The organism is Lysinibacillus sp. LK3 (genome assembly GCF_001043675.1).
Taxonomy (GTDB): Bacteria; Bacillota; Bacilli; order Bacillales_A; family Planococcaceae; genus Lysinibacillus; species Lysinibacillus capsici.
In genome coordinates this window covers 314,979-332,653 of the sequence record NZ_LDUJ01000001.1, presented here as the reverse complement: position 1 = coordinate 332,653, position 17,675 = coordinate 314,979, and the positions used below count along the sequence as shown (strand labels likewise).

Annotated in this window: 18 protein-coding genes and 1 riboswitch; of the genes, 5 read left to right on the top strand and 13 right to left on the bottom strand. The window is 38.3% G+C overall.

The annotated features are described in order from the left end of the window. Positions 1-15: 15 nt before the first annotated feature. The 5 genes from VK91_RS01555 to VK91_RS01535 form a co-directional block, all read right to left on the bottom strand. Positions 16-1,590 (bottom strand): OPT/YSL family transporter, encoded by a 1,575-nt coding sequence (locus tag VK91_RS01555; protein WP_048390111.1) that lies wholly within the window; start codon positions 1,588-1,590, stop codon positions 16-18. A gap of 22 nt (positions 1,591-1,612) precedes the next feature. Then, positions 1,613-2,365 (bottom strand): IclR family transcriptional regulator, encoded by a 753-nt coding sequence (locus tag VK91_RS01550; protein ID WP_048390109.1) that lies wholly within the window; start codon positions 2,363-2,365, stop codon positions 1,613-1,615. A gap of 12 nt (positions 2,366-2,377) precedes the next feature. After that, positions 2,378-4,057, bottom strand: coding sequence for a hydantoinase B/oxoprolinase family protein (locus tag VK91_RS01545; RefSeq protein ID WP_048390107.1), 1,680 nt, complete (start codon positions 4,055-4,057; stop codon positions 2,378-2,380). 3 nt (positions 4,058-4,060) lie between these two features. Then, positions 4,061-6,097, bottom strand: a complete 2,037-nt coding sequence (locus VK91_RS01540) for a hydantoinase/oxoprolinase family protein (RefSeq protein WP_048390105.1) — start codon at positions 6,095-6,097, stop codon at positions 4,061-4,063. Between the two features lie 450 nt (positions 6,098-6,547). Further along, the gene (locus tag VK91_RS01535) at positions 6,548-8,227 is read right to left on the bottom strand and encodes a formate--tetrahydrofolate ligase (protein ID WP_048390103.1); all 1,680 of its coding nucleotides are present in this window, start codon (positions 8,225-8,227) and stop codon (positions 6,548-6,550) included. 213 nt (positions 8,228-8,440) lie between these two features. Here VK91_RS01535 and VK91_RS01530 point away from each other — a divergent pair, with 213 nt between their 5' ends. Continuing rightward, positions 8,441-8,641, top strand: coding sequence for a cold-shock protein (locus VK91_RS01530; RefSeq protein ID WP_004269397.1), 201 nt, complete (start codon positions 8,441-8,443; stop codon positions 8,639-8,641). 145 nt (positions 8,642-8,786) lie between these two features. After that, positions 8,787-9,065 (top strand): amphi-Trp domain-containing protein, encoded by a 279-nt coding sequence (locus tag VK91_RS01525; RefSeq protein ID WP_048390101.1) that lies wholly within the window; start codon positions 8,787-8,789, stop codon positions 9,063-9,065. Between the two features lie 372 nt (positions 9,066-9,437). On the opposite strand, the gene VK91_RS01520 is transcribed toward VK91_RS01525, so the two are convergent. Further along, on the bottom strand, positions 9,438-10,223 hold the full coding sequence (locus VK91_RS01520) for a VOC family protein (protein WP_048390099.1): 786 nt from the start codon (positions 10,221-10,223) through the stop codon (positions 9,438-9,440). Positions 10,224-10,372: 149 nt separating this feature from the next. On the opposite strand from VK91_RS01520, the gene VK91_RS01515 reads away from it, so the two are divergent. Next, positions 10,373-10,858 carry a flavin reductase family protein gene (locus VK91_RS01515; protein ID WP_048390098.1) on the top strand — a complete coding sequence of 162 codons (486 nt, stop codon included), beginning with the start codon at positions 10,373-10,375 and terminating at the stop codon, positions 10,856-10,858. Positions 10,859-10,948: 90 nt separating this feature from the next. Here the strand turns inward: VK91_RS01515 and VK91_RS01510 are convergent, their stop codons facing one another. From VK91_RS01510 to VK91_RS01490, 5 genes are all read right to left on the bottom strand, one after another. Further along, on the bottom strand, positions 10,949-11,104 hold the full coding sequence (locus VK91_RS01510) for a YezD family protein (RefSeq protein WP_004269393.1): 156 nt from the start codon (positions 11,102-11,104) through the stop codon (positions 10,949-10,951). A 70-nt stretch (positions 11,105-11,174) separates the two neighbouring features. Beyond that, positions 11,175-11,270, bottom strand: a riboswitch (SAM riboswitch). Between the two features lie 170 nt (positions 11,271-11,440). Then, on the bottom strand, positions 11,441-12,535 hold the full coding sequence (locus VK91_RS01505; RefSeq protein ID WP_048390095.1) for a DUF418 domain-containing protein: 1,095 nt from the start codon (positions 12,533-12,535) through the stop codon (positions 11,441-11,443). Beyond that, positions 12,519-13,121: a TetR/AcrR family transcriptional regulator gene (locus tag VK91_RS01500; protein WP_048390093.1), complete on the bottom strand. Its 603-nt coding sequence runs from the start codon at positions 13,119-13,121 to the stop codon at positions 12,519-12,521. The genes VK91_RS01505 and VK91_RS01500 overlap by 17 nt, the downstream gene beginning before the upstream one ends. A 102-nt stretch (positions 13,122-13,223) precedes the next feature. Then, a complete protein-coding gene (locus tag VK91_RS01495) occupies positions 13,224-13,898 on the bottom strand; it encodes a phosphopantothenoylcysteine decarboxylase (protein WP_048390090.1) in 675 nt (224 codons plus the stop codon). 71 nt (positions 13,899-13,969) lie between these two features. Beyond that, positions 13,970-14,851 (bottom strand): LysR family transcriptional regulator, encoded by an 882-nt coding sequence (locus VK91_RS01490; protein ID WP_048390089.1) that lies wholly within the window; start codon positions 14,849-14,851, stop codon positions 13,970-13,972. Positions 14,852-14,984: 133 nt separating this feature from the next. Between VK91_RS01490 and VK91_RS01485 the strand changes: the two genes are divergently transcribed. Both VK91_RS01485 and VK91_RS01480 read left to right on the top strand, forming a co-directional pair. Continuing rightward, positions 14,985-15,884, top strand: a complete 900-nt coding sequence (locus VK91_RS01485) for a DMT family transporter (protein ID WP_004269389.1) — start codon at positions 14,985-14,987, stop codon at positions 15,882-15,884. Positions 15,885-16,020: 136 nt separating this feature from the next. After that, positions 16,021-16,377, top strand: a complete 357-nt coding sequence (locus tag VK91_RS01480; protein WP_048390086.1) for a hypothetical protein — start codon at positions 16,021-16,023, stop codon at positions 16,375-16,377. Positions 16,378-16,492: 115 nt separating this feature from the next. Here VK91_RS01480 and VK91_RS01475 read toward each other — a convergent pair whose 3' ends face one another. Both VK91_RS01475 and VK91_RS01470 read right to left on the bottom strand, forming a co-directional pair. Continuing rightward, on the bottom strand, positions 16,493-16,930 hold the full coding sequence (locus VK91_RS01475; RefSeq protein WP_048390084.1) for a general stress protein: 438 nt from the start codon (positions 16,928-16,930) through the stop codon (positions 16,493-16,495). Between the two features lie 190 nt (positions 16,931-17,120). Continuing rightward, positions 17,121-17,561, bottom strand: a complete 441-nt coding sequence (locus VK91_RS01470) for a Dps family protein (RefSeq protein ID WP_048390082.1) — start codon at positions 17,559-17,561, stop codon at positions 17,121-17,123. Positions 17,562-17,675: the final 114 nt, after the last annotated feature.

Here is a 17,675-nt window from a genome sequence, read left to right as displayed (position 1 = left end):
CAGCATGACTCCTTTCTATTTCCCTATTTTTAGAATGGAAGAGAAGAAGCTATATAGCGCATCTCCAGCGATGACACCTGCTGCAAAGACCGTCATTTCAGATTCTCTCTTACCTTTCGTCACATATGTGAAAATAACACGAAGTATGATACCCACTAATACAGCCCAGCCAGCAATTGGATTGACAAGTAATAAACCTGTTGCGAATAAGATACCCATTTGACGTTTTGAACCACCAATTAGCTGAATTAATGCACCTGGAATCGCCCAAATCATTAATTGTTTCGCTACATCGCCTGTAACGCCTGATTGAATTGTTGCTGCATACACATGGTTAACAGGTGCTACTAAATCCTGTGCAAAATAAGATTTATAGGATAGCAATACTACAACTGCGGAAATTGCAAAAGCTAGCATACCAGCAATCAATTGTTGCTTGCGACCTTCTTTTTCTAATGCAACATCACTACCATTACCACGTAAAATGAAACCAGTTTTTAAGTCATAGCCCATATCCGCAAATGCTACCCCTGTAGCAGCACTATACCCTGCTAGTAATGCAAGTGCTGGAGCTGGGAAACCAATTAAAATACCAACAATCAGTGTAATAAATGCCACTGCAAATGCAGGGAACCAACCCGCATGCATCGCTGCGATACCTACAATTAGCTCATGGACAAATGCAGCAATCGTTGCAAAGATGATGAATCCTATTAACATACCGAAAGACATGTGTGAAATAATACCGCCTAAAATAGCGATTAATAGAGCAATGGCTAAATATGCTATAAACCCAACACCAAATGCTTGTCGAATTTCTTTTGCATCTTTTGAATAGCTTAACTCTTCTGACTTTTTAGCCGACTTTTTATTCAATAAGGCAAAAGCTACTTGGAAAAGTGCTACAATCCCAGCACCAATCATAACGCCATGTGGAATATAGTAAGCATTTAAGTCAACATTAAATAATTGAACAGAATAGCCTCTTAATAAAAGCCCAATCCCAAACATCGTCAGTGCCCAAATATTACCGATGAACGCTACCCCAAAAGCTGACATTGGAATTTTCAAAACAGATCCCACGATACCAATTAACACGCCACCAATTAATACCTTTGCATTCTTACCGCCTTTATCGCCCGCCTTAATGGCTTCAGCTGTTGCAATCCCTGGTGGCCAAGTACCTGCTGCTGGGAAAATCTTTGTATCGAAAAATTTATATAATAATAAAGCATCAACAAACATCGCTAAAATAACACCGATAAACAATGGTAATACTAAATTTTCATAGCCTAATACATATGGAATACCAATTGGCAACATTAAACTACTTGCTGCACTGAACGTTGCTGCCGAAATGGCAGTTTGAATAATATTTTGTCTGTGTACAGATTTAAAGGCAATTAGCTTGCCAATCGGTATTCTTCCAAGAATCATCGCAAATATTGCCCCAACGATTGATGTATTGGCAGAAATCCCTAAAGTCGTAATTAGCTGTATCCCAATAATTGCCCCCACAACAGATGTTAAGACGATCATTAGTAGAGTTACAGGCTCTAAAGCCCTTGGATGTAATACTTTATTATTCATAGTGTCAGCTCCCCTATTGTTGTTATAATTTTGAAATGTGTGATTGTATTTGCTGAGCTACTTTCACTAACTGTTCAAGCATATTTTTCTCCCTTTGATCATCTAAATCATATACTAACCCAGAAATTGTAAGAGATGCAGTGATTTCCTTTTTATAGTTAAATAACGGTACACTAATGCCAAATGCATGTTCATTATACTCCCCGATGGTAACACACCAGTTGTTTTGGCGAATTTGTTGCAGCTCTTCCTTTAATGACGCTAGGAAAGAAACCTGCTCTTCCTTCGATTGTTCCTCATGAAAGAAGGCCATTAATTCCAGTTGCCGTCCTGGGTCTAAATAAGCAAACATGACCTTACAGGAAGCACCGATGTAAAGGGGTGTCTTTGTTCCTAAAGACACCGCATACTTTACATTTTTATTGCTTTCGGCTATTTTCGTTGTGACACCGTATTCATTGTCCATATAAGTAAGAAATACTGATTCATTGATTTCACTGGCAAGATTTTGCATCAATTCATAAATGGTCGAGTGAGGGTCTTTTGAATTCGATAACACATCATAAAAAAGGTACATTTTATAACCTAATTTATATTTTTTCGTGTGTTCATCCTGTATTAAATAACCCGCTTCTGTAAATGTATTAATGGTTCTTTGCACGACACTTGTCGGCAGTTTCATCATGCGTGAAATTTCACGAACACCTAATGCATTTTCTGTCGTTGCAAAGCATTCTAGTATATCCAATGAGTTTTTTAATGTCTTGACAGTCATCTATTTCTCCCTTTAAGCGTTTTGATAACCGTATCGCTCTTTCGCTACATCTACAGAAATATATTCATTTAATAGATCACGTTCAATGGCCTCTGAGCTTCGTTCGTGTGGAGAACCATAACCACCGCCAGTAGCAGTCACAAGCTCAATACGGTCGCCTTTTTGCAATTCATAATTGGCAAGTACGCCCACTGGTCCAATTTTGGTTCCATCCTTTTTATGAATGATTAAATAGTTGTGAGAGCCTTCTCCACCACCATTTAAGCCGAATGGCGCGAATTGATGTCTACCTAAGTTCACAGAAACCCTTTGACCATCATGATTGACTGTATAAACGCGACGAACACCTAAGCCACCTCTAAATTGACCAGCACCAGCACCGTCACAATTCAAGCTATATTCATCAATTTGAATACCGTATTTTGTTTCTGCAATTTCAACGGGAAGATTATATGTTTCACCATCTCCCATACAGTATTGCCCGCTTTGCCCATCCTCATCATTCGCCGCTCCCCAGCCACCAACAGATGGCTCAACAATTAGGAATGACTCATCATTTTCAGGATTTTTCCCAGTGAGAATAAACGTACAAACAGATTGTAAATGCCCCGCCGATAAGCGTTCTGGTAAATGCGGCGCAAGAGCTTTCCAAATTAGATCAGCTGCCCCAATACGTGCCTCAAAATTCATAGACACAGGATGTGGGCGTTTAGCTGAAACAATCGAATTGTCATCTGTGATAATCGTTAAGCGTTTAAAGACACCTTCGTTAATTACGTCAATATCGCCAAGTAATGCTAGGAACATAACGCGCACACTTGCCATTAAACCAAACTGAGAACAGTTCATTGGCACATTGACTGCAGGATGTGAGCCTCTGAAGTCACAAATAAACGCCTCATCACTAATTGTGACTTTCACTTTTATTGGATAAGGTCCACCCTTTAATGGGTCCCCTTCAATAAAGTCCTCCGCATAAAATTCACCTTTAGGTAGGTGTTGAAGCTCATACTCTACAATTTTCTCACCCTTGTCCAATAATTTTTGAATGGACAATTTCACCGATTCCGCACCAAACTTCTGACAAAGCTCTGCGATTCGTTTTTCACCTGTTTTTAAGGCGGCTACTTGTGCAAACATATCACCGATTGAAAGCTCTGGTAAACGAACATTCGTAGAAATGATTTCATAGACTGCATCGTTCAACTCACCTTGATGATAAAGTTTGACACCTGGTAGCTGTAAACCTTCCTGATAGATTTCATTAGAATTACTTGTAAACGAACCAGGGTCCATGCCCCCTACCTCTGTCCAGTGTGCTTTATTGGCAGAGTACGCAATAATTTCACCGTTGTAGAAAATTGGGAGAACTAAGCCCACATCCGATAAATGCGAGCCACCTCCAACATAAGGGTCATTGATAATAATGACATCACCTTCATGTAGTTTTTTCCCATTATCAAACTTCTCTATTACACGCTGTACCATTGGACTTAACATCCCAATAAAGCTCGTTACACCGTTTCCTTGACTAATTAAATTACCCTTGGCATCTGTTAAACCACAAGCATAGTCTAATACTTCATAGATTACTGGACTCATAGAAGAGCGTGCTAAAGCTATAAACATCTCATCGCCTATAGCTAGCAATGAATCTTGAATAATTTCTACTGCAAAAACATCTTTTTTCATGTTTTATTTCCCCTCCATCTCTACTATCAAATTGCCGTATTTATCAATTTCAATTGATTGATTATTATTGATTACGACCGTAGATGTTGGATTTTCCACAATTGCAGGACCTGTAATGACATAGCCAGGTACTAATTTTTGTTGGTCATAGACATTGACCTCTACCCAACCTGTTCCCTTCACATATAAATTGCGTTGTGCCTTGATACATGTGGAATTGTCGATATGAGAGAAGTCTAGCTCTTTAAATTGAACCGCCTCATCTTTCCCGTAGATTGTAAGATGTAAGTTGACTAACTCAATTGGTGTAGCTGGTAAATCAAAAGAAAACTCTTGTTTATGTTTGATATGGAAGGCTTCTGCTAATGCAAGTAGCCCCTCTTCATCAAGCGTAATAGCTGATGCATTTAATTTAACGGCATGCTCTTGACCTTTGTAGCGTAAATCATAATTAATTTCAAAATAATAATGATCCTTTGATAATGGTGCATCTGCATAGGCATTAGCAATGACTTGATCAATATTTTCTTGAATAGCCGCAAGATGGTCTTTGTCAAAGTTCATTAAACTTGTTTGAATGTAATCTTGTCGATATTCGGTCATCATCATTCCTAATGCTGAGAAGACGGATGAGCCATAAGGAATAATGACTTTTTTCATACCAAGCTCTTCTGCTAAATTAATCGCATGTAGTGGACCACCACCACCAAATGCCACCATTGTAAAGTCTTCAGGATCATAGCCTTTACGAATAGAGATCAGCTTCAGTGCATTTAACATATTGGAGTTTGCAATATCTAAAATACCCTGTGCTGCTTCTTCTGCTGACACATTAAATGGTTTCGCAATTGCTTCAACAAGAGCCTCCTCCACTTTGTCAATGGATACTGGGTTATCAAAGTTTGCTAAGGATAATCTTCCTAAATAAACATTGGCATCTGTAATTGTTGGCTGTGTATTCCCTAAGCCATATGCTACAGGCCCTGGCTTTGCCCCAGCAGAATCTGGTCCAACCTTTAATGAGCCAAACTGATCTACACGTGCGATAGAGCCACCACCATTTCCGATTTCCACAATATCCACTACAGGTGTTTTAATTGGATAGCCCGCAAATTTTTCATTTCTTTCAATATAGTAATCTGTTGTGACATTGACTTTGCCATCTGTAATAAGCGAACATTTTGCTGTCGTCCCACCAACATCAAAAGCTATGATATTCGATTCATTTAAAAGTTGGCCTAATTTAGCTGCCCCAAACATCCCTGCTACAGGTCCAGATTCAACGAGGTTGATTGGTAGCTCCATTGCTTTATCAAAGCTTGTAGTTCCGCCATTCGATTGCATAATTTTTAAATGGTCTGTAATGCCAATTGTGCTTAATTTCTCTTTTAGGCTTTTTAAGTAGGCATGTGCAATTGGCTTTACATAAGAATTAAGGACTGTTGTGTTTGTTCTTTCATACTCACGGTATTCTTTAATCGTTTCACTTGAAAGTGTGATATATACTTCCGGCCAAATTTTTAAAATGGCTTCTTTTAACTGTTGTTCATGAATTGGATTTTTATAGCCGTGTATTAAGGAAATGGCAATCGCCTCAACACCTAATTCCTTAAATTTATAAACGATCTCGTCAAATTCCTCGGTATTAAGCGCTTTCATAATATTTCCTTTAAAATCAATTCGCTCATCAATTTCTTGACGTAAATAACGCTCTACAAATGGTTCTGGCTTTTTATATTTAAAGTTATATAAGTCTGGTCGATTTCCACGAGCAATTTCTATAACATCACGGAAACCCTTTGTTGTAATTAACCCAACTACGCCCCCTTTTCTTTCCGTTAATGTATTGATGATAACCGTCGATCCATGAATAAATGATTCAATGAAAGAATCTTCCGTTACATGTCGTCCTAATACATTTAATATGCCATCCTCAAAGTGACCAGGTGTCGTATGTCCCTTATCAAAATGAAGATTTCCTTTTTCATCTGTGAAAACTAGGTCAGTAAAAGTACCGCCAATATCTGTTGCGATTTTCAAGACTTCATCCCTCCGTGTTCCTATTATCGGTACAGTGTTCCGAATTAGAATTAAATAAATTATATTTAAAAGAAAAAGAAAATTCAATGTATTTTTTAAATAAAAATTCATTTGACAATTGTCCTTCGTTGTAAAAACCCGCTCTATCTTTCCAATATCAGAGAACTATTGATAAAAAATACCAAACACATTTATATAAGGAAGGTTCTCGTGATTTTTGTGCAACATAAAAAAGATCCTAGTTTTCACTAGAATCTTAAAATCGTTTTAAAAAAATTAATTTTTATGAATTTTTACTCAAGAGGTGGATGAAGGAATCATCCGAAATTTTACTTTTATACCATATTTGCATTGTAGATAGACGATGAATTGGGTCACCTCCTACAAACCATGTTTACCCATTATCAATAAAAAAGCTGCCCATTTAAGTAGGCAGCTTTTAATATTCTGTTAAAACAATCCTACCGCATGTCCTTCGTTATCGACATTCATGCGTAGCGCAGCTGGTGCTTTTGGAAGTCCTGGCATTGTCATAATATCGCCAGTTAGACAAACTAAGAAGCCTGCACCAAGCTTTGGAATAACTTCGCGAATTGTGATGGTAAAGCCTTCTGGACGACCAAGTAAACTTGGTTGGTCTGATAAAGAATACTGGGTTTTCGCCATACAAATTGGAAGGGAGTCCCAACCAAATTTTTCGATTTGGGCAATTTGTTTTTTGGCTTGGTCTGTAAATTGTACATCTTTCCCGCCATATACCTTTTGCACAATCGTACGTACCTTTTCTTCAATTGACTCTGTTACATCATATAAAGGAGAGAAGTTGTTTTCTTCCTCTAGCACAGCTAGTACTTGCTCAGCTAAGGCTAGACCACCTTTACCGCCCTCTTCCCAGACATTCGTACGGGCAATGCGAACATGATTTTCTTGACACCAGTTCAGAACGGCTTCTAGTTCAGCCTCTGTGTCCGTGATAAAACGATTTAAGGCAATAATTGGTTCAACGCCAAATGTACGAACTGTATCTACATGTTTAGCTAAGTTTTCAATTCCTTGTAGGAGTGCTTCCACATTTTCACCTACAAGCGCTGTTTTCGGTACACCACCATGCATTTTTAATGCACGAATTGTCGCTACAATGACAACTGCGCTTGGTTTAAAGCCTCCCTTACGAGCTTTAATGTTCATGAATTTTTCAGCACCTAAATCAGAGCCGAAGCCCGCTTCTGTCACCACAATATCAGCTAGCTTACGAGCGGTTTGTGTCGCCATAATAGAATTACAGCCGTGGGCAATATTCGCAAATGGACCACCATGGATAATAGCAGGTGTTCCCTCTAATGTTTGAACTAGGTTTGGCTTGAAGGCATCTTTTAATAATAGTGTTAAGGCACCCTCTACCTGTAAATCACGCACAAAGACAGGCTCACGCTCGAAAGTATAGCCAATCACGATACTAGCGATTCGCTCACGTAAATCCTCAATGCTTGTTGCTAAACAGAATACCGCCATAATTTCAGAGGCAACCGTAATATCAAAGCCATCCTCACGCGGCATGCCTTGAACAGGACCACCTAATCCCACCACTACCTTACGAAGGGCACGATCATTTAAGTCCATGACACGCTTCCAAATAATGCGTCGTGGATCAATGTTAAGTGTATTTCCTTGGTGGATATGATTATCAATAAATGCGGATAAAGCATTGTTAGCTGTTGTAATCGCATGAAGGTCGCCAGTAAAATGTAAATTAATATCCTCCATTGGTATAACTTGTGCGTAACCTCCGCCAGTTGCGCCACCTTTTACGCCCATGACTGGACCTAATGATGGTTCACGTAATGCGACCATCACCTTCTTATCTAATTGATGAAGGGCATCTGCTAGTCCAACAGTCACAGTCGACTTTCCTTCACCAGCTGGGGTTGGACTTATAGCTGATACTAATACTACCTTTGCATCCTCGCCCTGAGCAGTAATTTTTAATGGGTCGATCTTTGCTTTGTAGCGTCCATACTGCTCAAGAGCATCCTCTGGAATACCCGCAGCATTGGCAATTTCCGTAATAGGTTTGATCACTGCTTGACTAGCGATTTCTAAATCTGATAATGGTTGATTTTTCGTTGTCATTTGGCATCCTACTTTCTATGTTGTTCATTTCCATTATAGTCTTAATTGTGAAAAAAAAGAAAGCCAGATATGCAAGCATTTCGTCAATCAATTGACTTATTTGTTCAATTCCTGTATGTTCTAAGAGAAAATGCAATTTTTTCACATTTTCTCAATGAGTGCACCATTTATTTAACTTTATTTTACATTCAAGCGCATTGGAGGCGAATGCTTATGCAACAGGGGATCGTAAAGTGGTTCAATAATGAAAAAGGTTATGGCTTTATTGAATGTGATGATGGCGAAGATGTATTTGTTCATTTTACGGGCATCCAGGAGGAAGGCTTCCGTACACTTGAAGAAGGTCAAAAGGTTTCATTTGATGTTGTGGAAGGCAATCGTGGACCCCAAGCATCAAATGTTGTAAAACTATAAGCGTAATGGGACTATCCGTGTAGTTCCAGATTAGCAGCGGATTAGGAAATGCATCGTTTCCTTCATCCGCTTTTTGTATTGTTTTATAAGCTGAATGCCCCCTCCATGTTATAATAGAAGTAACAATACGTAAGGAGGGATTTCGATGCAAAAACAAAATAAACCCATGACTGAAGTTATTTTGAAGCATAAAGAACGACAAAGTGTAGCAGAATTTGCAGCAACACTGGAAACGATTGCAAAAAAGCTTAAAGAAAATGGTGAATTCACTTTTGTTCAAGACACAGAGCCAACAGTTGTCAGCCCAAGTGAACAGCTCAAAATCGAATACTCCTATACAAAAAAGGGCGACAAGCATTCATTTGAAATTGAATTTGATTGGTATACAGGTACAGAAACACCGAAAAAAATGACAATTGAATAATAATTGGCAACGAAAATCCACTTCTCTGATGAAGTGGATTTTTCCATATTGTTGAATTAAAGATCATGTCACTAGCTAAAACTTTCTAGCAAGGTGAGGAGGTGATTTCGCTCCAGGGTCTCCTCTGTAACGCTAAATCCACAGGAAAGCAAGTAGCCAGCACCAGAAATTCTATTGATGGTTTTGTTTTTCAATACTTATGTAAAAAGGCGGAAGCAAAAGTGTTTCAGCCCATAAAAATACCGAGCTATCCACTAAAACGCTTACGAAGTGTTTCGGAATAGTTCGGTTTTTCTAGTTATCATGTTTGTTAATTTAAAGATTATTCGGCTTAATGAAGGTCCCAGTTAGTTATGGCCCAGCCTTTTCTCCTTATCGATTTATCCAATAAAAAGCACCAGGGCAAACTAAAGTTTCCTTTGTTCGTTTAGGATCCTTTAATGTAACACCAAATGGTCCCTCTTTGACATGACCAAGTGTCATTGTCATCGCGCTCTCTTCCTCATAGAAATCTAAGCGCATATTCGGTAGCTGTAGTGACAAATACTGCTCATATTGCGTAGGCACTGGTAGCTGTAACACCTCTTGCCACAGCTTAACTGTTGCCTGCATGTCCTTGACGTAGAATTGGACGGATTCCATCGTTATAGCCTGTTTGACATCAATGGCACCACTTGCCTTTAATTGAACCAAACGTTCTTCATCTTCCTCCGCCCATTCAATCAAAAATGGAAAATCAATTGGCAGATCTGGCTTACCAAAATGCAGTAGCTTCCATTCTACCACAGTGCCATCTGGTCTTGTTCTGCTACATGCATCTGGTCCATATACTTCATAGCCCAATGCTCGCAAGCGTCGACCCTCTTCCTCAATATTTTTTGTGCGCAGAGCAATTCGAGAAAATCCCTGGCGCTCTTGATCACGTTTAAACGTATAATGTAGGGAATATGGGTATTGTGCCGCTTGCTCAAATAAATCACGATCATAGATAGCAATTTGTTCAATATAGCTTAAGCCAAAGTAGCTTAACGTATTATAAGTCCCCCACATCGTGTGCTGCCCACCATTCACTGTATGGACATTTCGTTTATTGAAGAAAACCTTTATATTTTCTGGTGATTCCACTTGATGAACCAAATGATCAAAATATAAAGTCATGGCCATTCCCCTTTCTTTCCCCATTACCTTTACCTGTATGTTTGATTAGTTTAAAATTTACTCAAGAAAAGGAGTTACTAGTAGGATATGAAAAAAAGTTTCGTTTACCTACAAACTCCGTTCACTAATTTCATAAAGAGGTGATTTGAATGACAGATTTAGTAGCTGCTTTTAAATTGGCATTAGGTAATTATCCTACAGGTGTAACAGTTGTCACGACATGTCATGACACAAAACCGATTGGCTTAACCGTCAATTCCTTTGCATCTGTTTCAATCGACCCGCTCCTTATTTTATGGTCACTCGATAAAAAATCTCAGCTCCATCCTTATTTCACGACTGCGCCAAATTTTGCGGTCAATATTTTAGCGAGTGATCAAGAGCATTTATGTACACTATTTGCCAGTAAAATCCCTGATCGCTTTGCACAAGCAAAATGGTCAACTTCCTCTTTAGGACTACCGATTTTACATGATACAGCAGCTAATTTACAATGTAAAACATTTCAGCAAATCGATGCTGGCGACCATACCATTTTTATTGGGCAGGTCGTAGACATTACAAATGCTCAAAAAGAGCCTTTGCTTTATCATCGCCGTCATATCGGTCCCATACCAAAAAGCTTTTATAGCTAGCCTTTACACAAAAAAAGAGCCACTTGTAAGCACAGGAAATCCTTCATGCTTATAGGTGGCCGTTTGACATAAGTTCTACTGAAAACATTGTTATTTTTTCTGCGGAAATCTCTGCTTTTCAAGCCTATTAATTTGCACAATCACACCATCTTGAATCGTAATATGCACTTCACCAAATTCAAGATTTTGAATCGCCTTCGCAATTGCCTCTAGTTTCTTATCATCTACTTTTACTGACTGAGCCATACGATACACCCCTTCTTTTTTATCCTTATTGTTCATAAAGAGGCCAACGCATCAAACTGATTGATAGCCCCTCCTATCTCTCAGACACCATCTGTTGGATTTGGCACCTGTTGTTCGGTTGCCGAGGCTTCATTGGGCCAAGTCCCTCCACCTCTCTTGATAAGAGTACTGCGTTTCTTGAAAATAATTCTATAATTCTGCTATAGGAATGTCAATACAAAATATTAGAAAACCTAGTTGAATACTATGCAATATGTCGTTTAGATTAAAAGACTCCCTATACCTAAAGTATTTTATGCCTAGTCAGTGAGAAATAGATGGCAATCCATTAATTTATTACAAGCTCCATTTCCTCATCATGAATTCAAGTGGGCCTCGATGATGTTTAGTCCTCCACCATACAGAAACAACGACACATCCTAAAAAATAACAGCAGGCATACAGCATGGAAAAAGCAAGTGTTTGGTTCTCCAGCTTTTGGCAAATAATTAGTATTCCAATGCCTATAACAACATGGCCAACATAATGCGTTAAAGACATTTGTCCTGTTAATATGAAAGATTGAATAACTTTATTTTTACATGTCTCTACAAGATAGATGGAGCCAACAATGATGACAATAGCCGAAGCCGAATTAGATAGGACATACATCATATTCGGTGGAATCGGTCCTGTATCAAATAAATACAATGCACTCTCTACATCTAATAAATGAATGGTTGTCATCTTAATGAATAACGTTGAACAAGTCTCAGTCATGATGACTAACAATAAACCTATCACCAGTAAGTTTTTTCTTAATGTATGATTTGTTAAATCTAATGTGCCCATTACCATACCTATCAGAAAGAAGCAAATCCAGGGGAATAGTGGATGATAGCCATTAAACATCAAATTTCTTATAAATCCTGCTGGTGTCCAAAAATCAAGATACTCTAGTAGTACATATGTTGGATGCCAACCAGCAAGGTAACTAAATTGAATTTGAAGCCATTGTGAAAGGATAAGGATGGCACCGATTATGAAGATCATCATTTTCTTGGATTGGGCAATCAACCAAGCAGCAACAAACATATACACGCCATAATAATGTAAGATATCTCCTGTCCAGCCGATTGCATATAATATTATCCCTATCGTAAATAACAAAAGCGCCCTCTTCCACAAAGTAAGTCGATTTTGACGAAGAAGGATTGAGTCCTTACTCTCTCTAGCCTGACGAGTCATTAAGGCTGTCCCTATCCCTGCTAGCATGACAAATACGGCCGAAGCACGTCCCTCGAAAAGATGTTGGAAGGCAATTAACCATGTTGAACCATTCGTTGTAGAACCTGTTATGACGCCAAAATTGACAATGAACATGCCAAGCATGGCGAGAGCTCTTGCAAAATCAAGACCTTCAATGCGCCGATCATCATTTCTTTTTGTCATCTTTGCCCCCTTGGATAACGCTATTCACTGCCTCCTTCCAAATAGCCCTATAGTTCAATTGGTTGCCTGTTAACATGAAATTACCGATATTATCATAGACGAGGGCTAGCATTTGTGCCTTCGCTTCTATATGGGGAGTATCCTCTAGCACGCCTAGCTGTACGCCATATCGTAGGATAGCAACAAAGCTCGTTAAAAAGCTGGTTTCTAGCTCTACTAATTGTCTTTTATAGTTTTCATCGCGGGCCGCTAATAGTACATATTGATTAAATATTTTATTAAAATAAGGGTCCTTGTCCTGTGCCTCAATAGATTTATAGCCTAGCTTAAGTAATTCCTCCTTAAAATTAGCAGAAGAAAGCTCTTTATAATCCACAGCAACATCATGTTGAATTTCTTTATACAATTCATCAAATATGAAAGCGATTAATTGATCCTTTGATTGAAAATAATAGTAAATGGCTGGTTTTGAAATACCGACCTCTGTAGCAATCATTGCTAAGCTTGTTTTTTCAAATCCATTTTCCGCAAACATCCCATAAGCAATTTCTATAATTTTGTGAAAAGTTTGTTCTTTATTTCCCATTATTGCCCTCCTTTTTTACCGACCGTTAAGTAAATATTATAGGATGCTAACCTTTTAGACAAGAAAAAACTGCGTAGAAATATTTCTCTACACAGTTCACATTTATTGATTTTGTAAATACATCATTAAAGCTTCTGCTGTTTTTTGCTTGCCCATTACTTTAAGAGGCTGTCCATCAGCAGGTACAATCCAATGAGGTTCATCCCCCCCATATAAAGACTGAGAGCTATTTGCTACCATAAATTGTGCATTGGCTGTTTCCATACGCAGTCTGGCACGAGCTAACAAGAATTCCTCATCATTCGTTGCTTCGAGCTTAAAGCCTACTAACGTTACATTCGGTTGCCATCCCTTAATTTGACCTAATACTTTTGGTGCTTTTTTAAAATGAATAATAGGTGGTTCGTCAGAAGGCATTTTCCCCGTTTCCTCCATTAAATTACCTGATTGATCATATACTTTGTCAATGACCCAATCAGAGCCCGCAGCCGCCATAATGACGATATCGACATGTTGTTGTTGAACTGCATGACGCACCTTTTGTCCTAAATCCTCTATGCCTTCAAATTGTATCAATGTCATATCATTTTGGTTTTCTGGGAGCTGTGCAAAGTAACCATGCATGTATACTACGTTAGCGCCAGCAGCCAGCGCCGCCTCTGCTAAATAACACCCCATTGTGCCTTTTGATAAATTCGTATGACCTCGTACACGATCCCATTTTTCAAGTGTTCCCCCACTTGTAATGAGTACGGTTTTGCCCTGTAATGTCCCCATACACTCACCTATTTTCTGAAATATATACAAATACTATTTTAACGTAATGTAAGGATAGGCTTCAATAGCCACTATTTTAGGGAGCTGTTTTGTTCTTTTAGCCAAGCACTTAATATCTCTGCAAATTTCTTTGTGACGGGCGAAGCATGGTGTTTCATGGCAATACCAATCGTTCGGTAGCCACCTTGCTTTAACGGAATCGCTCTCAATGTTGGCGGTAAATTTTGAATAACCAACTGAGGTAAAATACTGATCCCTAAATGATGAGAAATCATGGAAAGAATTCCTACCTCCTCGGAAAGCTCAAAGCGGATATTCGGCTTAACATGATATTGCTCTAATAGCACCTTGACATCATTTGTCCCTTTATAGGAAGTCATAATAAATGGCATATCCTCTAAATCTACGATATCAATTTCTGTCTTATCAAACAATGGACTTTTATCCGAAACAATACATAATAATGGGTCTTGTTGGAGCTCAGTGAACTGATATTGCTCTGACTTTTGACCATTCAAAAATCCTGCTTCTACTTCACCACTTAAAAGCCATTGTTCAATTTCATAGTAATCTCCCTCTCGTAACTCCACCTGTATCCCTGGAAATTGATTATCCATAATTCGAACAATTTCTGGCATCCAATTGGAAGAAATACTCGATATCACACCAATTCGAACCTTACCTCGTGTCACGCCATGAATGTGAGCTGCTTCCTGTTGCAATAATTCCTGAGCATCCAAAACCTGACGCATTGCCCTTAGCATTGTTTGTCCCTCACTCGTTAATGTCACACCCACACGACTTCGATGAATGAGCGCAAAGCCAAACTCTTTTTCTAAACTCGACACGGCATGACTCACAGCAGATTGTGTTAACCCTAGCGCATCAGCTGCTTTTGTAAAGCTTGCCACCTCTGCCACCTTTGTTAAAATCTCATATTTCACTAAGCTCATCCGCAATCCCTCTATATACATGAATTTTTTTAATCCTATTCATTATAAACATTCGTTTTACTAATCACAACACAAGATATATAGTAATTTTTAGTATAAAACTGTTTTAGTACACAGATGGTAGGTGAACATAATGAGTATCCAAGGAAAAGCAAATGTATTGATGGTTATTGTCACAATGTTTTGGGGGCTCTCTTATACCTTTATGGTCATGGGGCTAGAAACGTTGGCAGTTTATAATGTGGTGGCATTACGTTGTATCATCGCATTTTTTGTAGCAGGACTTATTTTTTACAAACGGATGATCAAAGTAAATGGTAAAACATTAAAATATGCGGCTATTCAAGGATTTTTATTATTCATTGTGTTCGCGTTAAGTTTATTTGGTTTACAATCTACTTCTGTTTCAAATGCTGGCTTCATCTTGAGCCTAACAGTCGTGTTAGTGCCGATTTTCAGCAGCTTTATTGAAAAAAAATTACCTTCTCGAGCAGTTAGCTTTGCGATCATTTGTACCATGATTGGTATTACCGTCTTAACAGCACACGGCTCATTCACATTCCATAAAGGTGATTTATTAGTAGCAATTGCTGCGTTATGTTATTCAATTTATTTACTTTTAAATAGCTCATTCACCCGAAATGTAGAGTCCATTTCATACGGAATTTATCAGCTTGGCTTTGCTGGAATTTATGCACTTGTGTTAACCTTTCTATTCGAAACACCAACAATGCCAAATTCAGCAATATCCTGGATTGCTATTTTAGGGCTTGGCATCATCTGTAGTGCGTTTTGCTTTGTGGGTCAAACTGTTGCACAACAGTATACTTCTGCTACACATACAGGTCTTATATTCTCCTTAGAACCAATTTTTGCCGCTATGTTTGCCATGATGTTTATCGGAGAAGGCATAACAATGAAATTAATGATTGGTGGCAGCTTCATTCTTATAGGGAATTTAGTAGCACAATTAGAGCATTTCCATGTATTACGTTTTATGAAAAAGGATGCACAGGAAAAAGTCATACAATAATATAGTGCATATGAATAAAAAAGGAAGCTGAGAGTTATTTCTCAAGCTTCCTTTTCTACTATGTATTGAATTTATAGCACGATTACATGTAAAATAGTATAATTTTTACAGGGACGAAAATAAAGGAGATTCATACATGCAAATTCAAACCTTACATACGTCATATTATTTACCAACCAAGGATAATCAACCAATTCATACACAAAACCTACTGGATTTAATGAGACATGTCGGTGGCCGTGAAGAGGAAGACGAAAAAAAGAACAAATCGAAAATTGAGGTCAGATACGAAAATGGCTATGTACGTCAATACCTTGTCAAACCAACAGGACAAAGGGTTCTCCTCATGGAAACCAAACAAAGCCTTGATATTAGAGAATCTACTAATTTACAAGACCTGCTTTCGCAACCTTTTAAAAAGAAAACAAGTGATCCTATTCTTTCAATACTAAATGCGAAAAATAACATTTCTAAATATAAAGATGGCATTTAAAAAATAGCCCTTCTTTTCAAGACATGCTAGATAAAATAATAGACAAAGTCGAAACAATCGACTTTGTCTATATTCAAACTAGCGAGAAATAGTCATATCTCGTTAGTTTGATTCATTATAAAAATCTTCTATATTGCTCTGCCTCTGCCATACGCTGTTGATTTCTTAAACGCTCCTCTTGCTCTTCAGCAGTCTCTGGATATGTTTGGAGTGTATCGACATCATCCTCATGTTCTGCATATAAGACAATACTTCCTTGTTCTACAAGATGCGCATAGTAAGCGATTTGTCCCTCTGACAGATTAAATCGTTTTAAACCCTCTGTAACGGCTGAGTCGCCTGTAAACCAAGATTTAAATTGATCTACCCAATTTCCAGCCTCATGCGTTTGCACATCGGCATCCCATTTTACATCCTCAAACTGTTGGGGATCTCTCGCAATAATATGAATATCGTCTTGGTGATAACCTTCCATTCGCATATTCTCTAAAATGTGAAGCATTTCATCCCTTGTATGGGCCACCTCAATTTTTGGATTTTGTTCATTCATCATGTTCAATTCCTCCTATGTTGTATGGCTTACTAGGTAATTACCCGCACTACACACAAACAAACCCAATTTACTAAACTGTAATAATTGTTAAATTGCCTTAAACTACGTTGCTGATTTGACATAATAAGTTCAGGGCAGAAAAAAAGCATGCTGGAGAGAATTTCTTCTGCAGCATGCAAATTGTCAATTTTTACTTGTCAAGAAAGGCCTTTAACATCCATGTATGCTTTTCAAGAGACTGATACATGGCATTGAGTAAATCCTCTGTACGGTCGTCTCCTTCTTCTGCGGCTAGCTCCATTGTAGAATTTAAAGCTTTCATCAGCTTTTGGAAATCTGAGATTGTCGTTGCAACCATGTCCTCTGTCGTTTCTTCACCTGTTGCTTCATCTACATAGGATAGCTCTAGATGCTCTTTTAATGTTGCCACTGGCTTGCCATCCTTTGATAAAATACGCTCTGCTATTTCATCTAAATTCAATGTTGTTTCATTATATAGCTCTTCAAATTTTGCATGCAGTGTAAAGAAGGCTGGACCTGTGACATACCAATGATAATTGTGTAGCTTTGTATAAAACACAGACCATGTCGCCACTAGCTTATTTAATTGTTTGTTTAAGTTTTGTGTCATAATCAATTTCTCCTCCAATATGTCTTGTTCTAGCCATTAGTATGAGTAATAAAAGATGTTGGCTATACACTCATTGTTCCCGACCGACAATATTTCAAACATCCTTCATGAGAA